Origin of the sequence: Pseudomonas cichorii (genome assembly GCF_003700275.1) — a bacterium.
GTDB lineage: Bacteria > Pseudomonadota > Gammaproteobacteria > Pseudomonadales > Pseudomonadaceae > Aquipseudomonas > Aquipseudomonas cichorii_B.
Genome location: NZ_RBRE01000084.1, coordinates 22,136 through 41,591, shown reverse-complemented (window position 1 = coordinate 41,591; position 19,456 = coordinate 22,136). Strand labels below are relative to the sequence as shown.

Below are 19,456 nucleotides of genomic sequence, written 5' to 3'. Positions count from 1 at the left end.
GAAATACGCTACCGTTGAATGACCCGCCTCAAAAACCACGACAACGCTACCGCCCCCGCGCGGCCAGACTTGCCGTGGTGGTAACGTGGCCGTCGCCCTCCTCGCTTCAACTACCTCTCTGCGCCGTTTGCAGCCCTACATCTTCTTCAGGGAATCCATGCCATGAAGCGATTTCTCGTGCTCGACAGTTTTCGCGGGCTGTGCGCCCTTGCGGTGGTTCTGCATCACTTTCATGCCACGCAAAGCATCACTGAACTGGCATTTTTCCGGCACGCCCACTACCTGGTGAATTTCTTCTTCGTGCTCAGCGGCTTTGTGCTGTATCACATCTATGCCGAGCGACTGGGCAGCGCCGCACAGCTCAAGCGCTTTGTGATTGCGCGGATCTGCCGCCTGTACCCACTGCACCTGGCGACCTTGCTGATAGCCTTGTTGTTCGAGCTTCTGAAGATGGTTGCCGAACAGCGCGGCATCCAGTTTGCGGCGGGGAGTTTTACCGGTACCCGGTCAGCGGCAGAAATCCTGCCTAACCTGCTGTTGCTGCAATCCTGGTGGCCCGGTGTCAGTCAGTTGTCGTTCAACTTCCCGTCGTGGAGCATCAGCGTCGAGTTTTACCTGTATCTGCTCTTTGCGCTGATTGCGGCCGTGTTGCCGGGACTGTCGCGGCAGATATTTGCCGCCATTGCACTGCTGGCTTTCGCTGCGCTGTACTTCAACAGCAACCTGTTCAACGAGGGCGCTCTGACCGGCCTGGGATGCTTTTTCAGCGGCACCATGACGTATCGGCTGTATGCGCGATGCAAAGCCTTTCAGATGCACAAGGGCCGGGCAACCTTGCTGGAAGCCGCGAGCCTGCTGGCGGTGTATATGGCCATCACCTACAGCGGCCCGTCACAGAACATCTCCCTGAGCCTGCTGTTCTGCTGGGTTATCGGCCTGTTTGCCTTCGAGGCAGGCGGGATCTCGCGCGGACTGTGCTCGCGCCCGTTCAGATGGGCCGGCACGCTGTCCTTCTCGATCTACATGACCCACACCATTGTTCTGTTCGTGGTGACGACAAGCCTGCTATTGCTCGGCAAGATCACCGGCCAGCCACTGGTGCTCGATGTCCCCGGCGAGTTCTCCGACGTCGCCGTCCGCTACATTCACACCCGGAGCCTGTTGCTGGACAACCTGCTCATTGCACTCAGCCTGGCAGCGGTATTGCTGCTCTCGACACTGACCTACCGCTATATCGAGCTGCCAGGCATCGAACTGGGCAAGGTCTGGAGCCGCAGAGTCACTGCCGGTGTCGAAACCCGGACCGCGCCCTGAATCGCACCCATAAAAAAACGCCCCGAAAATGGGGCGTTCCTTTTATAGACTACAGCGTATATAGACGGCAGCGCATCAACGCTCCAGCAGAATCCGCAGCATGCGGCGCAACGGCTCGGCCGCCCCCCACAGCAACTGGTCGCCCACGGTGAACGCGCCCAGATATTGCGAACCCATGTTCAGCTTGCGCAGACGGCCAACCGGAACGCTCATGGTGCCGGTTACGGCAGTCGGGCTCAGTTCCTGGATGCTGGCTTCGCGGTGGTTCGGGACCAGCTTGACCCAAGGGTTGTGCTGGCTGATCAAACCTTCGATGTCGGCAATCGGCACATCCTTGTTCAGCTTGATGGTCAGTGCCTGGCTGTGGCAACGCATGGCACCGATGCGCACGCAGATGCCGTCGACCGGAATCGGGCTCTTGAAGCGACCCAGAATCTTGTTGGTCTCGGCCTGGCCTTTCCACTCTTCGCGGCTCTGGCCGTTCGGCAATTCCTTGTCGATCCACGGAATCAGGCTGCCAGCCAGTGGCACACCGAAGTTCTCGGTCGGGAAGGCATCGCTGCGCATGGCTTCGGCGACCTTGCGGTCGATGTCGAGGATGGCGCTGGCTGGATTGGCCAGGTCATCGGCGACCGACGAATGCACAGTGCCCATCTGCTTGATCAGCTCACGCATGTTCTGCGCGCCGGCACCGGAAGCCGCCTGATAGGTCATGGCGTTCATCCACTCGACCAGACCGGCCTCGAACAGGCCGCCCAGGCCCATCAGCATCAGGCTGACGGTGCAGTTGCCGCCGATGTAGTTCTTGGTGCCAGCGTCCAGTTGCTGGTCGATGACCTTGCGGTTCACCGGATCCAGCACGATCACCGCATCATCCTGCATGCGCAGGCTGGAAGCCGCATCGATCCAGTAGCCCTGCCAGCCCGCTTCGCGCAGCTTGGGGAACACCTCGTTGGTGTAGTCGCCGCCCTGACAGGTCAGAACCACGTCGAGGGTTTTCAGTTCGTCGATGCTGTAGGCATCCTTCAGAGGCGCAACATCCTTGCCTACCGACGGAGCCTGGCCACCGACATTGGAGGTAGTGAAGAACACCGGCTCAATGAGATCGAAGTCCTGCTCTTCCCGCATCCGCTGCATGAGCACGGAACCGACCATGCCACGCCAACCGATAAGACCTACACGTTTCATCGCAACTACACCTTGAATAAAAGTGGGACCGCTGCCGTGCATGTGGCATGCACAGCAGGCAGCGGGCCAGAGAGATTACAGATTCCGCAGCGCGGCGACTACTGCATCGCCCATTTCCTGCGTACCGACCTTGACGTTACCGGCCGACCAGATGTCGCCGGTGCGCAAACCCTGATCCAGAACCAGACTGACAGCCTGTTCGATGGCATCGGCGGCAGCGGTCAGGTTGAAGCTGTAACGCAGCATCATCGATACCGACAGGATGGTCGCCAGCGGGTTGGCAATGCCCTGACCGGCGATATCCGGCGCCGAACCGTGGCAAGGCTCGTACATGCCCTTGTTGTGGGCATCCAGCGAGGCCGACGGCAGCATGCCGATGGAACCGGTCAACATCGAGGCTTCGTCGGACAGAATGTCGCCGAACATGTTGTCGGTCACGATCACGTCGAACTGCTTGGGCGCACGCACCAGTTGCATGGCGGCGTTGTCGACGTACATGTGGCTCAGTTCGACTTCAGGGTAGTCCCTGGCGACCTGCTCGACCACTTCACGCCACAGCTGGCTGGAGGCCAGGACGTTGGCCTTGTCCACAGAGCACAGTTTCTTGCCACGCACCATGGCCATGTCGAAACCGACACGGGCAATACGGCGAATCTCGCTCTCGCTATACGGCAGGGTATCGTAGGACTGGCGCTCGCCGTTTTCCAGCTCGCGAGTACCGCGTGGCGCACCGAAATAGATGCCACCGGTCAGTTCGCGAACGATGAGGATATCCAGGCCCGCGACGATTTCCGGCTTCAGGCTCGAAGCATCGGCCAGTTGCGGGTACAGAATCGCCGGACGCAGGTTGCCGAACAGGCCCAGTTGCGAGCGAATCTTCAGCAGACCGCGCTCAGGGCGAATGTCACGCTCGATGGCGTCCCATTTCGGACCACCCACGGCACCCAGCAATACTGCGTCGGCAGCACGGGCACGCTCCAGGGTTTCGTCAGCCAGTGGCACGCCATGCTTGTCGATGGCAGCGCCGCCGATCACGTCGTGGCTCAGCTCAAAGCCCAGTTGATACTTCTCATTGGCAACTTCCAGCACCTTGACCGCTTCGGTCATGATTTCCGGACCAATGCCGTCACCTGGGAGAATCAGAATCTGCTTGCTCATAACATCCTCAATTTTGTGCATCGGCGCCTCGAACAGCACCTGTATATAACGCTTGATACGGCAAAAAACTTATCGCTGCGCCCAGAGCACCAGGACATCGGTACTGAACGAACCATCTTCGGCAATCTCGAAATACTCGCGAACCTCGGCCCCCATCGCCTGCTGCAACTCACGAATCGCCGTACGCAACGTGTGCGGCGTACGCATGCGCTCGACCCAGGAACTGTATTCCAGGCGCAAACGCTGGCGCGTGTGACCGCGCGTGAACAAACCCGCATCGCTGACCTGATGCAGCCACTCGGCAGCCGAATAATTGCGCACATGGCTGGTATCGCGCAGCACTTCGACCGTTTGCAGGTGCGTATCCAGCAACGGACTGCCCGGCGACATCACATCGATGAACGCTGCCACACCACCCGGTTTCAGAACCCGGCGCACTTCGCGCAGGGCCAGCGCCAGATCGCTCCAGTGATGAGCCGAGTAGCGACTGAACACGAAGTCGAACTCGCCATCCCCGAACGGCAGGCGCTCGGCGGCGCCCCGGACAGTACGGATGTTGCCCAGATTTCTTTCGGAAGCCGCGGCGTTTACCACATCCAGCATCTGCTGCGAGAGGTCGTAAGCTACCACTTCGCCAACCGCCTGGGCGACACTGAAACTTACATGCCCCGCGCCACAGCCCAGATCCAGTACACGGGCATCGCCATGCCCGGCCACTTCGGCCTGCAATAGCGCGAACTCGACGCCTTGCGCATGTACTGCGCTGTTCAGATAGGCGGCAGCTTGTTCACCGAACTGGCGTTGTACGACTTGAGTGTGGGCAGAGCTTGTCATGTCGTTTCCTTGCCTGGCAGGTTGTTCGCGAATGAATTCGTTCCCGCACAGCCTGTGTGGGAGCGAATTCATCCTGTGTCCGGATCAGCCGCGGAACAACCACGGCTGGCTGGCGCGGTGCTTGCTCTCGAAGGCGGCGATGGCATCGCTGTCCACCAGGGTCAGGCCGATATCGTCCAGACCGTTGAGCAGGCAGTGCTTGCGAAATGCGTCGATCTCGAAGCTCAGGACCTTGCCGTCGGGACGGGTCACGGTCTGCGCCTGCAAATCGATGCTCAACTGGTAGCCAGGGTTTGCTTCAACCTGCTTGAACAGTTGATCGACTTCATCTTCGGCCAGAATGATCGGCAGCAGGCCGTTCTTGAAGCTGTTGTTGAAGAAGATATCGGCATAGCTCGGGGCGATGATCGCGCAGAAGCCATACTCTTCCAGCGCCCATGGCGCGTGCTCGCGGCTCGAACCGCAACCGAAGTTCTCACGGGCCAACAGCACGCTGGCACCTTGATAACGCTCATGGTTGAGCACGAAGTCGGTGTTCAGCGGACGCTTGGAGTTGTCCTGATAAGGCTGGCCCACATCCAGGTAACGCCACTCATCGAACAGGTTCGGGCCAAAACCCGTGCGCTTGATCGACTTGAGAAACTGCTTGGGAATGATCTGGTCGGTGTCGACGTTGGCACGATCCAGAGGAGCGACAAGGCCGTTGTGCTGGGTAAACGCTTTCATGCTGGGCTCCTTAGTGCTGGATCAAGTCACGGACATCGATGAAACGGCCATTGACCGCTGCCGCTGCCGCCATCGCCGGGCTGACCAGGTGAGTACGACCACCGGCGCCTTGACGACCCTCGAAGTTACGGTTCGAGGTAGAAGCGCAATGCTCGCCGGAACCCAGGCGATCCGGGTTCATCGCCAGGCACATCGAACAGCCCGGCTCACGCCATTCAAAACCGGCTTCGATGAAGATCTTGTCCAGACCTTCCAGCTCGGCCTGTTCCTTGATCAGGCCTGAACCCGGCACCACGATCGCCTGCTTGACGGTCGCGGCAACCTTGCGGCCCTTTGCTACGTCCGCAGCGGCGCGCAAGTCTTCGATGCGCGAGTTGGTGCAGGAACCGATGAACACGCGATCCAGCTGGATATCGGTGATCGGCTGATTGGCTTTCAGGCCCATGTACTTCAAGGCGCGCTCGATGGAGCCACGCTTGACCAGATCGGCTTCCTGAGCCGGATCAGGCACGTTCTGATCGACGGCCAGGACCATTTCAGGCGAAGTGCCCCAACTGACCTGCGGCTTGATCTGCGCTGCATCCAGCTCGACCACGCTGTCGAACACCGCGTCGGCATCGGAAACCAGATCCTTCCAGGCCTCGACAGCCAGATCCCACTCTGCGCCTTGTGGCGAGAACGGACGGCCCTTGACGTACTCGACGGTCTTTTCGTCGGTGGCCACCATGCCGACCCGAGCGCCCGCTTCGATGGACATGTTGCAGATGGTCATGCGGCCTTCGACGGACAGGTCGCGAATCGCGCTGCCGGCGAATTCGATGGCGTAGCCGTTACCGCCAGCCGTGCCGATCTTGCCGATCACCGCCAGAACGATGTCCTTGGCCGTCACGCCAAATGGCAACTGGCCTTCGACCGACACCAGCATGTTCTTCATTTTCTTGGCGACCAGACACTGGGTCGCCAGCACGTGCTCGACCTCGGAAGTGCCGATACCGTGGGCCAGCGCACCAAATGCACCGTGGGTCGAGGTGTGCGAGTCGCCGCAGACCACGCTCATGCCCGGCAAGGTTGCGCCCTGCTCCGGGCCGACCACGTGAACGATGCCCTGACGCGGGTCGTTCATCTTGAATTCGGTGATGCCATATTCGTCGCAGTTGTCATCCAGGGTCTGGACCTGCAGGCGCGAAACCTGGTCTGCGATGGCCTCGATCCCGCCCTTGCGTTCCGGGGTGGTCGGCACGTTGTGGTCCGGGGTCGCAATGATCGAATCGATGCGCCACGGTTTGCGCCCGGCCAGACGCAAGCCTTCAAAGGCCTGGGGCGAGGTCACTTCGTGAATGATATGGCGGTCGATGTAGATCAGCGCAGAGCCATCGTCGCGCTGTTTGACCAAATGCGAATCCCAGAGCTTGTCGTAGAGCGTTTTGCCGGCCATCGGACGTACTTCCTCATCAGCTTTTTCTATGCCTTGGGCAATCGGACATCGATGACCCCTTGGCTTGTGCGGTCAATGCTATGGAATATGCTTAAATAACTCAAATTCATAATTTTTATGCTTTGGATAACCAACTGGAATCCGACCATGGATCTTGCCAACCTCAACGCTTTTATCGCCATTGCCGAAACCGGCAGCTTCTCGGGGGCAGGCGAACATCTGCACCTGACCCAGCCCGCGATCAGCAAACGCATTGCCGGTCTTGAGCAGCAATTGAACGTCCGGCTGTTTGATCGGCTGGGCCGCGAAGTCAGTCTGACCGAAGCCGGCCGCGCACTTTTGCCCCGCGCCTATCAGATTCTCAATGTGCTGGATGACACCCGCCGAGCGCTGACCAACCTCACCGGCGAAGTCAGCGGTCGCCTGACCCTGGCCACCAGTCACCACATCGGCCTGCACCGCTTGCCACCTGTATTGAGAGAGTTCACCCGCGCCTATCCGCAAGTGGCTCTGGACATCCAGTTTCTGGATTCGGAAGTGGCTTACGAGGAAATCCTGCATGGCCGCGCCGAACTGGCGGTCATCACCCTCGCGCCCCAGCCACATGCACTGGTGCGCGCCGTGCCGGTCTGGGACGACCCGCTGGACTTCGTCGCGGCCCCCGAACACCCACTGACCAACAGCGGGCCGATGAAACTCGAAGACATTGTGCTCTACCCGGCGGTATTTCCCGGCGGCAACACCTTTACCCACCACATCGTCAGCGGCCTGTGCGAGGCTCAGGGCCTCAAACCCAATATCGCCATGAGCACCAACTATATGGAAACCATAAAAATGATGGTTTCCATCGGCCTGGCCTGGAGCGTATTGCCGCGCACCATGCTCGATGAACAGGTCGCACGGATTCCATTACCGGGCGTGCAACTCAATCGCCAGCTAGGCTACATCCTGCACACCGAGCGCACGCTGTCGAATGCCGCCAGGGCGTTCATGGCGCTGCTGGATGCCCAGGCCTGACAGGATGTCGGGTCGAGTGTTTATTTCCGAGACAGAACAACAGAACCCTGATATACGGGTTGCATGCTGTAAATCGATCGTTTTAGTGGCTTTATACATTAAAGGCTCGTGATCAAATGCCCATCCCAGCAGATAGCTCTTCTCCGTTGTTAGCCGGTCAGGCATCTGCCTCGGACCTGACGCACCTCAGTGCGGATCAAACCCTCAAAGAACTGCGCGACCGTCTGGAGCTGGCGCTGGGCTCGGCACAGATGGGCACCTGGGACTGGCATATTCCCAGCGACATACTGCATGCCTCGGCCCAGGCCGCCCAACTGCACGGGATGCAGGCCGAGCCCTTCCGTGACACCTTGCACATCTTTTTCACTGACGTGCCGGTCGAGGAACGCAACCGCATGCGTCAGGCCTATCAGGCCATGCTCGACAGCCAGCACGACAGCTTCAACATCACTTACCGGCTGCAACTGAAAAATGGCGCTCCGCGCCTGCTGGAAGGCCGCGCCCGACTGTACCGGGATGACAATGGCGCACCCTTGAAACTGTCCGGCACGTTGCTGGACATCACTCAACAGCATGCCCGCTCGGCGCTATTGGCTAGCGAGGAGAAATTCGCCAAGGCCTTTCACTCAAGTCCCGACTCGATCACCATCACCGAGCTGGAATCAGGTCGTTATGTAGAGGTCAATGACGGCTTCTGTCGACTCACCGGCTTCACCAGCCAGGAAGTCCTGGGCCGCACGGCCTATGAAGCCGGGCTCTGGGTCGAGCCGGACCAACTCCAGCAACTGGTCGAGCAACTGCGCGATGCTGGCCAGATCCATCATATGGAAATGAACGGGCGCCACAAGAATGGCACCCCTCTGGTGCTCGATGTCTCGGCCGAATGCATCACCCTGGATGCAACCGCCTGCCTGCTGGTGACCGCACGCGACATCAGCCAGCTGAAACACGCCCAGGCACAGGTCCAGCATCTGGCCTATCACGACCCGCTGACCAACCTGCCCAACCGCGCCATGCTCATGGAAAGGCTCAGCCAGCAGCTCGTTCAGCTCAAGCAGGACAACCTGCGCGGCGCCCTGCTGTTTCTGGATCTGGACCACTTCAAGCACATCAACGATTCGCTGGGCCATCCGATGGGCGACTGCGTGCTGACCATCGTCACCGCCCGCCTGGAAGCCAGCGTACGCCTGGAAGACACCGTCGCCCGCCTGGGAGGCGATGAATTCGTGGTGCTGGTCGGCGACCTGCAAGGTACCCGGCATGAAGTCGCCACTCAGGTCCAGGAACTGGCCAATAACCTGCGCAAGCTGCTGGCCGAGCCCATGTTCATTGACCGGCAACGGCTACAAGTGACGCCCAGCATCGGTATCGCGTTGATTCCCGATCATGGCTCGAACCCCGCCGACATCCTCAAGCGCGCCGATATTGCGCTGTACCGCGCCAAGGACTCGGGGCGCAATGCCGCACAGCTTTTCCATCGTTCCATGCAGAAAGCCGCCAGCCAGCGCCTGCGCATGGAAAACGACCTGCGCATGGCGCTGACCCGCAACGAGCTGCATCTGTACTACCAGGCGCAGGTCAACACCCTGAGCGGCAAGATCATTGGCGCCGAAGCCTTACTGCGCTGGCAGCATTCCGATTACGGCCTGCTGGCACCGACCCAGTTCATTCACATACTCGAAGAAAGCGGGATGATCCTGGAAGTGGGCGGCTGGGCGCTGGAAGAAGGCTGCAAGGTCGGCGGCCAGCTCTTGCAGCAAGGGCTGATTCCGCTCAATGAATTTCTGCTGGGGGTCAATATCAGCCCGCGGCAGTTCCGCCAGACCGACTTTGTCGAACAGGTGGAAAGCTGCCTCAAGCGCTATCGCCTGCCAGCCACCATGCTCAAACTGGAAATCACCGAAGGCATTGTCATCCAGAACCTGGACGACACCATCGCCAAGATGCTGCGCCTGAAAAAGATCGGTGTCAGCTTTGCCATGGATGACTTCGGCACCGGTTATTCATCGCTGACCTATCTCAAGCGCCTGCCGGTGGATGTGCTGAAGATCGACCAGTCGTTCGTACACGATGCCACTACCGACCCCAACGATGCCGAGATCATTCGTGCCATCGTGGCCATGGCCCAGAGTCTCAACCTGAATGTGATTGCCGAAGGCGTGGAGACCGTGGAGCAACTGGCATTCCTCGAACAACTGGATTGCCACACCTATCAAGGCTATCTGTTCAGTGAACCGGTGAAGATCAGTGAGTTCGAGGCCTTGCTGCACCGGGAAAGAAGATTGCCGCAAAACCATCCCCAGCCCTCGCTGGCAGAGGAGTAAAAGACAGGAAGGCATCCGTGGATGCCTTCCCGAGCGGTTCTCAATGCTGCAGAACCTTCTGCTGGTTGATCGGAATGCGTTTTGGCTTGGCTTCTTCAGGCACCTGGCGCAACAGATCGATATTCAACAAGCCATGGCTGAGACTGGCGCTCTTGACTTCAATGTGGTCCGCCAGACGGAAGGACAGCTTGAACTCGCGCCGCGTGATGCCCTGATGCAGGTAAGTGATGCCTTCGACTTCATCACCACGCTTGCCGGCGCTGACGGTCAGCACGCCCTTCTCGATCTGCAGCTCGAAATCCTCTTCCTGCATGCCTGCCGCCGCAATCACGATGCGGTAGTGATCGTCGGCGTGTCTTTCCACGTTGTAGGGTGGATAGCTGCCGGTTGCATCGTTACGGGCCGCGGACTCGAACAGGTCATTGAAGCGGTCGAAGCCCACTGAATGACGAAAGAGTGGGGCCAGGGAAAATGAAGTAGTCATGACAGGTCTCCTCTAGTCAGTGAGATGAATATTCTGCGATCCGGATCCGGTATCGCTTATCCACCAAACTAGGGTCAGCCAGACATATTTCAAGAGCCTGCTTTTACTCCGCAGACGACCGTTCGTCGGGAGAAAAGCCGATCAGGGCGCTGATCCGCTCGCAGTCCGTTTCGCGGCGCAAGGTATCGAACATGACCACCGCCTCCGGGTAACTCTTGGTCAGCAACACCAGCCACTGCTTGAGACGCCCCGGCGCCTGGATCAGCGTCATCTTGGCCAGGCAATCCTTCCAGAAGGTGCGCAACATGGGCTGCAGTTCGGCCCAGGTCATCTCGACCACGTCCTCACCCGCATTGGCCGCAGCAATCTGCCGGGCAAGGTCGGGACGCGCGACCAGGCCACGGCCGATCATGATGTCGCGTGCGCCGCAGATTTCCTTGCAGCGCCGCCAGTCGTCGACGGTCCAGATCTCGCCATTGGCGACCACCGGAACCTTGACCACTTCCTGAATCCGCGCAATCCATTCCCAATGTGCAGGCGGCTTGTAGCCATCGACCTTGGTCCGGGCATGCACCACGATCCGCTCTGCCCCGCCATCCACCAGCGCCCGGGCGCAATCCAGCGCGTTATCGGTATTATCGTAACCCAGGCGCATCTTGGCAGTGACCGGAATGGCCTTGGGCACGGCACGCCGCACATGACTGACGATGGAGTGCAGCAGCTCGGGCTCCTTGAGCAGGATCGCGCCACCACGGGAGCGATTGACGGTCTTGGCCGGACAGCCGAAATTCAGATCCAGCACCGGCGCACCCAGCTCACAGGCAAAAGCGGCATTTTCCGCCAGACAGACCGGGTCGGAGCCCAGCAACTGCAGATGCAACGGCACACCGGCCGCCGTCTTCGCATCGGTGTGCAGTTCAGAAGCCAGCTTGTAGAAATAGGCGGCAGGCATGACCCGCTCGGTCACCCGGATGAACTCGGTCACGCACCAGTCGACGCCGCCGACACGGGTCAGCACGTTACGCAGGATGTCGTCGACCAACCCCTCCATGGGCGCCAGAGCAATTTGCATGGGTCACACTCGAAAAAAGTCCGGCAGTTTACTGCCCGGCGCCGGGATTTGGAACGCCGTCCGCCATGGCGGCGCCATAACCCTCGATAAATTCGCCCGGCATGCGCTTGGGCTTGCCGGTGGACAGCTCGATACAGACAAAGGTGGTCTGCGCGCGCAGCAAGGTCAGGCCGTCGGCCGGACGCTTGAGCTGGAAGCAGCGGGTCATTTTCAGGCGCTTGTCCCAGTCGACAATCCAGGTAGCCAGTTGCAGTTCGTCAGCTTCGTAGGCGCTGGCCAGGTAGTCGATTTCGTGCCGGACCACTGCCATCGCCCGATCCAGACGCCGATACTCGCTCAGATCAAGACCCAGATGCTGCGAATGACGCCAGGCGCAACGCTCCAGCCAGGTGACATACACCGCATTATTGGCGTGTCCGAGGCCATCGATGTCCTCTGCTGCCACATTGAGGTCAATCACAAAAGGCGTTGCCCGATCCCAGACCATGTTTGCTCCCGTTGCCCTGAATAATATTCAAACTGCAAGAGCGAATGAATTCGCTCCAACCAGGGGCAGTGTAACCGGGTCTGGCTAAACCACCGCCGATTTGGCAGCGCGCAGCACACGGTCCGACAACTCTCCGGAACCCAGCGCCCGGGCCAGCACCAGCCCGCCCACCATCAGCGACATATCCGCCAACACCTTGTCCGCGTCCTCCGGGCTCGATGACAGTTGCGCCACCATCAATTCCAGATGTTCGGCCAGTACCGCCTGAAAGTCTTCGGGCAAGTGCGGCATTTGTGCGGCTGTCGAGGGTAACGGGCAGGCATGCTCGGTGGCATCGCGATGCTTGCGAGACAGATAGAACGCCGCCAGCAAGACCCGACGCTCATCACAGGGCAACTGCTCATCCATTTGCGCAATCGCAGACCTGCGCTGGCTCAGCAAGCGATTGAAGGCTTCCAGCATCAGCGCTTCCTTGCTGTCGAAGTGCGAATAGAAGCCGCCCACCGTCAGCCCCGCAGCGCCCATGATCTCATTGACGCTGGGCTGCTCCGGCCCACGACTGATCAAGGCCGCGCTGGCAGCATCCAGAATCCGTTCACGGGTTTGCGCTTTTTTGTCTGTCATGCCGACCTCCAGAAATTACGCAGATAATATTATTCGCATGTTCCTGAATGACAAGCGCAACCCTGCCCGTCTGCCGAAGACAGACGAATGACATGCAATAAAAAGAGGACAGCGCAGAAGAGCGGGCGAAGATTAAAAGCGCCCAAAAAACAAAAGGGCCATTCAATAATCGAATGACCCTTGGTCTCGCAGAGCGAGAAATCGTGGCGTCCCCTAGGGGACTCGAACCCCTGTTACCGCCGTGAAAGGGCGGTGTCCTAGGCCACTAGACGAAGGGGACGCAAAACCTTCGAGCAGATTCGCTATCAGCGAACCCTGGCAAAATTGGTGGAGCTAAGCGGGATCGAACCGCTGACCTCCTGCATGCCATGCAGGCGCTCTCCCAGCTGAGCTATAGCCCCGGATTTATCGCCTCGCGGCGGAGATCAACCTTGCGGCGTCACTCTTTGAAACTGGCGTCCCCTAGGGGACTCGAACCCCTGTTACCGCCGTGAAAGGGCGGTGTCCTAGGCCACTAGACGAAGGGGACAAAACCTTCTTTAGTACATGACCGGTGCTGGATCCGGTCATCATACTGTTTCAAGGCAATGTAGCCGAACCTTGAAACTCTATATTTGGTGGAGCTAAGCGGGATCGAACCGCTGACCTCCTGCATGCCATGCAGGCGCTCTCCCAGCTGAGCTATAGCCCCACATCAGTGGACGGGGCGCATGTTAAGCGTGAGGAGCAGACCTGTCAAATTTATTTTCAACATTTTTGAAAATTTTTCGTCGACATAACAAACACTTACCACTGCGACCCCATAAAACCGAGGCCGAATCGACCGCCGTGCGCCCGGTTCTGCAGACGCACAGCGATCCTCTACTGCATCAGGCAATGGCGCCCAGCAGCTTTTCCCACTCCTTGTTTTCCTTCTTGGACACGCCACCGAGCAGATCGAGGGCCTGACGCAAACGGAAACGGGTCAGGTCCGGGCCGAGGATTTCCATCGCATCGAGCACCGACACCGAGCTGGCCTGACCGGTAATCGCCGCAAACATCAACGGCATGGCATCGCGCAGCTTCAACTCCAGATGATCGACCACGGCCTGGATACAGGCGGTAATCGGCTCCTTTTCCCACTGACGCAGGGATTCGAGCTTCCACAGGATCAATTGCATCATCTGGCGAACCTGATCGCCGGACAGCTTCTTGTGCTCGAACAGTTTCACATCCGGGGTAACGCCACCGGCGAAGAAGAAACTGGCCAGGGGGGCGATCTGGCTGAAAGTTTCGACCCGGCCCTGAACGTGTGGAGCGATCTTCATCAGGTACTCGGGATTCAGCGCCCAGTTCTGCACGCGGCTGGCGAACTGTTCGACCGGCAACTCGCGCAGCCACTGACCATTGAGCCAGGACAGCTTCTCGATATCGAAGATCGGCCCGCCCAGGGAAACACGGGACAGGTCGAAGTTATCGACCATTTCCTGCAACGAGAACTTCTCGCGCTCGTCCGGCATCGACCAGCCCATGCGGCCCAGATAGTTGAGCATCGCTTCAGGCATGAAGCCCATGCGCTCGTAGAACGTCACCGAAGTCGGGTTCTTGCGCTTGGACAGCTTGCTCTTGTCGGGGTTACGCAGCAGCGGCATGTAGCACAGTTGCGGCTTGTCCCAGCCGAAATACTCGTAGAGCAGGATCAGTTTCGGTGCGGACGGCAGCCACTCTTCGCCACGCAGGACGTGGGTGATGCCCATCAAATGGTCATCGACCACGTTGGCCAGGAAGTAGGTCGGCAGGCCATCGGTCTTCATCAGCACCTGCATGTCCATCCGATCCCACGGGATCTCCACCTCGCCACGCAGGATGTCCGGGACCACGCAAACGCCTTCGGTCGGCACTTTCATGCGGATCACGTGCGGCTCGCCGGCCTCCAGGCGACGCTGCACTTCTTCCCTGGATAGCAGCAGGGCGCGGCCGTCATAACGCGGCGTCTCACCCTTGGCCATTTGCTCGGCACGCATCTGATCCAGCTCTTCGGCGGTGCAGAAACACGGGAAGGCATGACCGAGCTCGACCAGTTGCTGAGCGTATTTCCGATAGATATCGCCCCGCTCGCTCTGCCGGTACGGACCATGCGGCCCGCCTACATCCGGACCTTCGCTCCACTCGATGCCCAGCCAGCGCAACGCATCGAAAATCTGCTGCTCGGACTCACGGGTCGAACGCAACTGATCGGTATCTTCGATCCGCAGAATGAACTCACCACCGTGCTGCTTGGCAAAGCAATAGTTGAAAAGCGCGATGTAGGCCGTGCCAACGTGAGGGTCGCCAGTGGGAGATGGCGCGATGCGAGTGCGAACGGTGGTCATGAAAAATTCCGAAATAGATCGATCAAGCCCGGAATATTAACAGGCTGGAGCCTTGTGGCTCCAGCGTGGGGAAAGCTTCGCGGATAAATCCGCTCCTGCACGGACAGCCCCGCGACAAGCAACAAATCAGACCGCCAGCAACCGCTCACGCAATTTGGCAATCTCGTCGCGCATCTGTGCCGCCGCCTCGAACTCCAGATCGCGGGCCAACTGGTACATCTTCTCTTCCAGTTGGCGAATGCGCTTGGTGATCTCACTGGGCGAACGCAGCTCGTTTTCGTAGCGGGCGTTCTCTTCCGCAGCCTTGGCCATGCCTTTGCGCTTCTTGCTGCGCGAGCCGGGCACCGTTGCGCCTTCCATGATATCGGCCACGTCCTTGACCACACCCTTGGGGGTGATGCCATGTGCCAGGTTATGGGCAATCTGCTTGTCGCGACGCCGCTCGGTCTCGCCAATCGCCCGTTCCATGGATCCGGTGATCCGGTCGGCATAGAGAATCGCCCGGCCATTGAGGTTACGTGCAGCCCGACCAATGGTCTGGATCAATGAGCGTTCGGAGCGCAGGAAACCTTCCTTGTCGGCATCCAGAATCGCCACCAGCGACACTTCCGGCATGTCCAGACCTTCCCGCAGCAGGTTGATCCCCACCAGCACGTCGAACACTCCCAGGCGCAGGTCGCGGATGATCTCGACCCGCTCCACAGTGTCGACGTCCGAGTGCAGATAGCGAACCCGCACGCCATGGTCGCCCAGATAGTCGGTCAGGTCTTCGGCCATGCGTTTGGTCAGCGTGGTCACCAGCACCCGCTCCTCCAGCGCCACTCGCTTGTTGATTTCCGACAGCAGGTCATCGACCTGGGTCAGCGCCGGACGAATCTCGACCTGCGGATCCACCAGCCCGGTAGGACGCACCACCTGCTCGATGATGCGCCCGGCGTGCTCGGCCTCGTAGTTGCCGGGCGTGGCCGAAACAAAGATGGTCTGCGGACTGATAGCCTCCCATTCGTCGAAACGCATCGGCCGGTTATCCAGCGCCGATGGCAGACGGAAGCCATATTCCACCAGGGTTTCCTTGCGTGAGCGGTCGCCTTTGTACATCGCGCCGACCTGCGGCACGCTGACGTGGGATTCGTCGATGACCAGCAAGGCATCGGGCGGCAGGTAATCGTAGAGCGTCGGCGGCGGCGCACCGGACGGACGGCCCGAGAGGTAGCGCGAATAGTTTTCGATACCGTTGCAGTAACCCAGCTCCAGCATCATCTCCAGATCGAAACGGGTGCGCTGCTCCAGACGCTGGGCTTCCACCAGCTTGTTGTTGTTGCGCAAGTACTCCAGGCGCTCCTGAAGCTCGACCTTGATCCCTTCCATGGCTTCGAGCAGCGTTTCACGCGGAGTGACATAGTGACTTTTCGGATAGAAGGTAAAGCGCGGCAGCTTGCGGATCACTTCCCCGGTCAACGGATCGAACGCCGACAGGCTCTCCACTTCGTCATCGAACAGTTCGACGCGGATCGCTTCCAGATCGGACTCGGCCGGGTAGATATCGATGACATCACCGCGAACCCGGAAGGTCGCCCGGGCGAAATCCATGTCGTTGCGGGTGTACTGCAAGTCCGCTAGGCGGCGCAGCAAGGCACGCTGATCGAGCTTGTCGCCGCGATCGATGTGCAGAACCATGCGCAGATAGGTTTCCGGGCTGCCCAGACCGTAGATGCACGACACCGTGGTAACGATGATGGCGTCCTTGCGCTCCAGCAGGGCCTTGGTTGCGGAAAGGCGCATCTGTTCGATGTGGTCGTTGATCGACGCATCCTTCTCGATGAAGGTGTCCGACGAGGGCACATAGGCTTCGGGCTGGTAGTAATCGTAGTAAGAGACGAAATACTCCACCGCGTTGTTCGGGAAGAAGGCCTTGAACTCGCCGTACAACTGCGCCGCCAGGGTCTTGTTCGGTGCCAGCACCAGGGTCGGACGCTGCACCTGGGCAATCACGTTGGCCACGCTGAAAGTCTTGCCCGAGCCGGTCACACCCAGCAGGGTCTGGTGCGCCAGGCCGGCTTCGATCCCTTCGACCATCAGGCGGATCGCCTCGGGCTGATCGCCAGCTGGCTCAAAACGGGTGACGAGCTGAAACTCGGACATGACCTACCTCTTGATTCGTTTGCGCAAAGGATTGGCCTGCATGACATGCATGCAAAAACCAAATCACCGCCAACGCCCGATCCCGCCGGGAAGACGTGCAGTGCCTGAAGTGATGCTGTGTAGATGGAGCCATATACTCACCTTTCAAGGCGCGGATTGCATCAGGCTCTAAAGCATTGAGGTTTCAATAAGACGAACGTTCTGCAAATAACCGGAAAAACCTTGAAAAAACCCGCCGCAGCCTGTCGATCCCTCGGTGGATGCTCTTTATACTAGGTCCCCGTTTGTGCACCGCTCTGGCGCATTCTGTCGGAGCCTGCACTCCCCTTCACCCTTCATTCAGAGCTGCCGCAAACAATGAGCCTGTTCTCCGCTGTCGAAATGGCGCCCCGCGATCCGATCCTGGGTATCAACGAAGCATTCAACGCCGACACCCGCACCACCAAGGTCAACCTTGGCGTGGGCGTCTACTGTGACGAAGACGGGCGCATTCCGCTGCTGCGCGCAGTTGCCGAAGCCGAGAAGATTCGCGTGGCGCAACACGCTCCGCGTGGCTACCTGCCTATCGACGGCATTTCGGCCTACGACCTGGCGGTACAGAAACTGCTGCTGGGTGCCGACTCGCCACTGATCGCCTCGGGCCGCGTGCTGACCACCCAGTCGGTCGGCGGCACCGGTGCACTGAAGATCGGTGCAGACTTCCTCAAGCGCCTGCTGCCCAATGCCGTGGTCGCCATCAGCGATCCAAGCTGGGAAAACCACCGCGCACTGTTTGAAGCCGCAGGCTTTCCGGTCCAGGACTACCGTTACTACGATGCCCCGACTCACGACGTGAACCGTGCCGGCATGCTGGAAGACCTGCAGAACCTGCCGAACGGCTCCATCGTCGTGCTGCACGCCTGCTGCCACAACCCGACCGGCGTCGACCTGAGCCTGGACGACTGGAAAAAGGTTCTGGAAGTGGTCAAGGCCAAGGGCCACGTACCGTTCCTGGACATGGCTTACCAGGGCTTCGGTCAAGGCATTGACGAAGACGCCGTGGCAGTCCGCCTGTTCGCCGACTCGGGCCTGACCTTCTTCGCTTCCAGCTCGTTCTCCAAGTCGCTGTCGCTGTACGGCGAGCGTGTCGGCGCCCTGTCGATCATCACCGAGTCCCGTGAAGAAACCGCCCGCGTCCTGTCCCAGGTCAAGCGTGTGATCCGCACCAACTACTCCAACCCGCCAACCCACGGTGCAATCATCTCGGCCGCCGTCCTCAACGACCCGGCGTTGCGCGCCATGTGGGAAGAAGAACTGGGCGAAATGCGTGTCCGCATCCACGGTATGCGCAAAGCCATGGTCGAGCGCCTGGCCAACAACCCGGCCGGTCAGGACTTCAGCTTCGTCGGTCGCCAGTGCGGGATGTTCTCCTACTCGGGCCTGACCGCCGCACAGGCCCAGCGCCTGCGAAACGAGTTCGGCATCTACGCGCTGGATACCGGTCGTATCTGCGTTGCCGCACTGAACCAGAAGAACATCGACGCGGTATGTGACGCGATCAAGCAAGTGCTGTAAGCCTTCGCTGCGACACCAGAGGGAAGCCGGGCGTGAGTCCGGCTTCCCTTTTTCATGCCTGCAAAAAACACCTCAAGTTATTTCCAGTGACGCCGCTAAGCTGGGCGTGGTTTTCCGGACGAAAACCCGCAAGGACATGTACCGGTACTCGAAGCACTTCAAGACCGGTACATCAGGCTATATCTCAGGACAATACGGAGATTACATGAAGTTCAAATCTTTCAAACTCCCCTTCACCGCAGCAGCCCTGGCGCTGTCGCTGAGTCCACTGGCATCCATGGCGGCTGTCATTGAAGTCACCATGCAGAACAACACGCCGAAGACCCTGACCCTGGTGTCATCTACCAGCGGCTTCCCGTCCACTCTGGCACCTTATCAAACCGTCAACTTCATCGCCCCTTCCGGCTTCAGCAGCAGCGATGTACAGGCTGACTACGCAAGCGGCCAGTCCACTGGCGGATGCAGATTCCAGGCTGGCCACAAGGAATACTCCACTGGCCCGCAATACACCAGCAGCGCAAAGGGCTATGGACAATTGTCGGACGGCGCCTGCTATGAGTACGTTTCCAAGAAATGGTCGGCACCTTACAACTACAAGATTCACTTCATGATGTCGCAGTAAGAAGCCGCGCAAGCCGCTGACGATAAGAGGGAGTCAGACAGCCGTCTGGCTTTCCTGAAATCACTGCACCGAATCTGCCCCCGCTAAATTCCCGCCCCCGTTCCTCGTTTATTGGACAGTTCTC

The 19,456-nt window shown here is 59.5% G+C and carries 16 protein-coding genes and 4 tRNA genes; 5 read left to right on the top strand and 15 right to left on the bottom strand.

Going from position 1 to position 19,456, the window contains the following annotated elements; all coding sequences use genetic code 11:
* Positions 1-162 precede the first annotated feature (162 nt).
* A complete protein-coding gene (locus ALQ04_RS21810) occupies positions 163-1,314 on the top strand; it encodes an acyltransferase (protein ID WP_122317805.1) in 1,152 nt (383 codons plus the stop codon).
* Between the two features lie 75 nt (positions 1,315-1,389).
* On the opposite strand, the gene asd is transcribed toward ALQ04_RS21810, so the two are convergent.
* From asd to leuC, 5 genes are all read right to left on the bottom strand, one after another.
* On the bottom strand, positions 1,390-2,502 hold the full coding sequence (gene asd, locus ALQ04_RS21805; protein ID WP_122317804.1) for an aspartate-semialdehyde dehydrogenase: 1,113 nt from the start codon (positions 2,500-2,502) through the stop codon (positions 1,390-1,392).
* 75 nt (positions 2,503-2,577) lie between these two features.
* Positions 2,578-3,660, bottom strand: a complete 1,083-nt coding sequence (gene leuB, locus ALQ04_RS21800; protein ID WP_122317803.1) for a 3-isopropylmalate dehydrogenase — start codon at positions 3,658-3,660, stop codon at positions 2,578-2,580.
* A 69-nt stretch (positions 3,661-3,729) separates the two neighbouring features.
* Positions 3,730-4,494 (bottom strand): class I SAM-dependent methyltransferase, encoded by a 765-nt coding sequence (locus ALQ04_RS21795; protein WP_122317802.1) that lies wholly within the window; start codon positions 4,492-4,494, stop codon positions 3,730-3,732.
* 84 nt (positions 4,495-4,578) lie between these two features.
* Positions 4,579-5,220, bottom strand: coding sequence for a 3-isopropylmalate dehydratase small subunit (leuD, locus tag ALQ04_RS21790; RefSeq protein ID WP_122317801.1), 642 nt, complete (start codon positions 5,218-5,220; stop codon positions 4,579-4,581).
* Positions 5,221-5,230: 10 nt separating this feature from the next.
* Positions 5,231-6,655, bottom strand: coding sequence for a 3-isopropylmalate dehydratase large subunit (gene leuC / locus ALQ04_RS21785; protein WP_122317800.1), 1,425 nt, complete (start codon positions 6,653-6,655; stop codon positions 5,231-5,233).
* 147 nt (positions 6,656-6,802) lie between these two features.
* On the opposite strand from leuC, the gene ALQ04_RS21780 reads away from it, so the two are divergent.
* Positions 6,803-7,672 carry a LysR family transcriptional regulator gene (locus ALQ04_RS21780; protein ID WP_122317799.1) on the top strand — a complete coding sequence of 290 codons (870 nt, stop codon included), beginning with the start codon at positions 6,803-6,805 and terminating at the stop codon, positions 7,670-7,672.
* A gap of 116 nt (positions 7,673-7,788) precedes the next feature.
* On the top strand, positions 7,789-9,996 hold the full coding sequence (locus ALQ04_RS21775; RefSeq protein WP_122317798.1) for a bifunctional diguanylate cyclase/phosphodiesterase: 2,208 nt from the start codon (positions 7,789-7,791) through the stop codon (positions 9,994-9,996).
* Between the two features lie 40 nt (positions 9,997-10,036).
* Here the strand turns inward: ALQ04_RS21775 and ALQ04_RS21770 are convergent, their stop codons facing one another.
* From ALQ04_RS21770 to uvrB, 10 genes are all read right to left on the bottom strand, one after another.
* Entirely contained in the window at positions 10,037-10,480 is a 444-nt protein-coding gene (locus ALQ04_RS21770) for an Hsp20 family protein (RefSeq protein WP_122317797.1), read from the bottom strand.
* 103 nt (positions 10,481-10,583) lie between these two features.
* Positions 10,584-11,552: a tRNA-dihydrouridine synthase gene (locus tag ALQ04_RS21765; RefSeq protein ID WP_122317796.1), complete on the bottom strand. Its 969-nt coding sequence runs from the start codon at positions 11,550-11,552 to the stop codon at positions 10,584-10,586.
* A gap of 28 nt (positions 11,553-11,580) precedes the next feature.
* Positions 11,581-12,039 carry a thioesterase family protein gene (locus ALQ04_RS21760; RefSeq protein WP_122317795.1) on the bottom strand — a complete coding sequence of 153 codons (459 nt, stop codon included), beginning with the start codon at positions 12,037-12,039 and terminating at the stop codon, positions 11,581-11,583.
* An 84-nt stretch (positions 12,040-12,123) separates the two neighbouring features.
* Positions 12,124-12,663 (bottom strand): TetR/AcrR family transcriptional regulator, encoded by a 540-nt coding sequence (locus ALQ04_RS21755; protein ID WP_122317794.1) that lies wholly within the window; start codon positions 12,661-12,663, stop codon positions 12,124-12,126.
* Between the two features lie 204 nt (positions 12,664-12,867).
* Positions 12,868-12,943 (bottom strand) — tRNA-Glu (locus tag ALQ04_RS21750).
* A gap of 45 nt (positions 12,944-12,988) precedes the next feature.
* Positions 12,989-13,064 (bottom strand) — tRNA-Ala (locus tag ALQ04_RS21745).
* A gap of 52 nt (positions 13,065-13,116) precedes the next feature.
* A tRNA-Glu gene (locus tag ALQ04_RS21740) sits at positions 13,117-13,192 on the bottom strand.
* Positions 13,193-13,278: 86 nt separating this feature from the next.
* A tRNA-Ala gene (locus tag ALQ04_RS21735) sits at positions 13,279-13,354 on the bottom strand.
* Positions 13,355-13,532: 178 nt separating this feature from the next.
* On the bottom strand, positions 13,533-15,014 hold the full coding sequence (gene gltX, locus ALQ04_RS21730) for a glutamate--tRNA ligase (protein ID WP_122317793.1): 1,482 nt from the start codon (positions 15,012-15,014) through the stop codon (positions 13,533-13,535).
* Between the two features lie 126 nt (positions 15,015-15,140).
* Positions 15,141-17,156 (bottom strand): excinuclease ABC subunit UvrB, encoded by a 2,016-nt coding sequence (gene uvrB, locus ALQ04_RS21725; RefSeq protein WP_122317792.1) that lies wholly within the window; start codon positions 17,154-17,156, stop codon positions 15,141-15,143.
* Positions 17,157-17,513: 357 nt separating this feature from the next.
* Here uvrB and ALQ04_RS21720 point away from each other — a divergent pair, with 357 nt between their 5' ends.
* Positions 17,514-18,710 carry an amino acid aminotransferase gene (locus ALQ04_RS21720; RefSeq protein ID WP_122317791.1) on the top strand — a complete coding sequence of 399 codons (1,197 nt, stop codon included), beginning with the start codon at positions 17,514-17,516 and terminating at the stop codon, positions 18,708-18,710.
* 205 nt (positions 18,711-18,915) lie between these two features.
* Positions 18,916-19,332: a hypothetical protein gene (locus ALQ04_RS21715; protein ID WP_122317790.1), complete on the top strand. Its 417-nt coding sequence runs from the start codon at positions 18,916-18,918 to the stop codon at positions 19,330-19,332.
* Positions 19,333-19,456 lie beyond the last annotated feature (124 nt).

Bases quoted from the DNA above. Each gene is read 5' to 3' on its own strand.
- ALQ04_RS21775 (WP_122317798.1), top strand. From the start codon at position 7,789: ATGCCCATCCCAGCAGATAGCTCTTCTCCGTTGTTAGCCGGTCAGGCA.
- leuD (WP_122317801.1), bottom strand. From the start codon at position 5,220: ATGAAAGCGTTTACCCAGCACAACGGCCTTGTCGCTCCTCTGGATCGT.
- ALQ04_RS21755 (WP_122317794.1), bottom strand. From the start codon at position 12,663: ATGACAGACAAAAAAGCGCAAACCCGTGAACGGATTCTGGATGCTGCC.
- ALQ04_RS21810 (WP_122317805.1), top strand. From the start codon at position 163: ATGAAGCGATTTCTCGTGCTCGACAGTTTTCGCGGGCTGTGCGCCCTT.
- ALQ04_RS21780 (WP_122317799.1), top strand. From the start codon at position 6,803: ATGGATCTTGCCAACCTCAACGCTTTTATCGCCATTGCCGAAACCGGC.
- ALQ04_RS21795 (WP_122317802.1), bottom strand. From the start codon at position 4,494: ATGACAAGCTCTGCCCACACTCAAGTCGTACAACGCCAGTTCGGTGAA.
- ALQ04_RS21765 (WP_122317796.1), bottom strand. From the start codon at position 11,552: ATGCAAATTGCTCTGGCGCCCATGGAGGGGTTGGTCGACGACATCCTG.
- asd (WP_122317804.1), bottom strand. From the start codon at position 2,502: ATGAAACGTGTAGGTCTTATCGGTTGGCGTGGCATGGTCGGTTCCGTG.
- ALQ04_RS21715 (WP_122317790.1), top strand. From the start codon at position 18,916: ATGAAGTTCAAATCTTTCAAACTCCCCTTCACCGCAGCAGCCCTGGCG.
- leuB (WP_122317803.1), bottom strand. From the start codon at position 3,660: ATGAGCAAGCAGATTCTGATTCTCCCAGGTGACGGCATTGGTCCGGAA.
- leuC (WP_122317800.1), bottom strand. From the start codon at position 6,655: ATGGCCGGCAAAACGCTCTACGACAAGCTCTGGGATTCGCATTTGGTC.
- uvrB (WP_122317792.1), bottom strand. From the start codon at position 17,156: ATGTCCGAGTTTCAGCTCGTCACCCGTTTTGAGCCAGCTGGCGATCAG.
- ALQ04_RS21770 (WP_122317797.1), bottom strand. From the start codon at position 10,480: ATGACTACTTCATTTTCCCTGGCCCCACTCTTTCGTCATTCAGTGGGC.
- gltX (WP_122317793.1), bottom strand. From the start codon at position 15,014: ATGACCACCGTTCGCACTCGCATCGCGCCATCTCCCACTGGCGACCCT.
- ALQ04_RS21760 (WP_122317795.1), bottom strand. From the start codon at position 12,039: ATGGTCTGGGATCGGGCAACGCCTTTTGTGATTGACCTCAATGTGGCA.
- ALQ04_RS21720 (WP_122317791.1), top strand. From the start codon at position 17,514: ATGAGCCTGTTCTCCGCTGTCGAAATGGCGCCCCGCGATCCGATCCTG.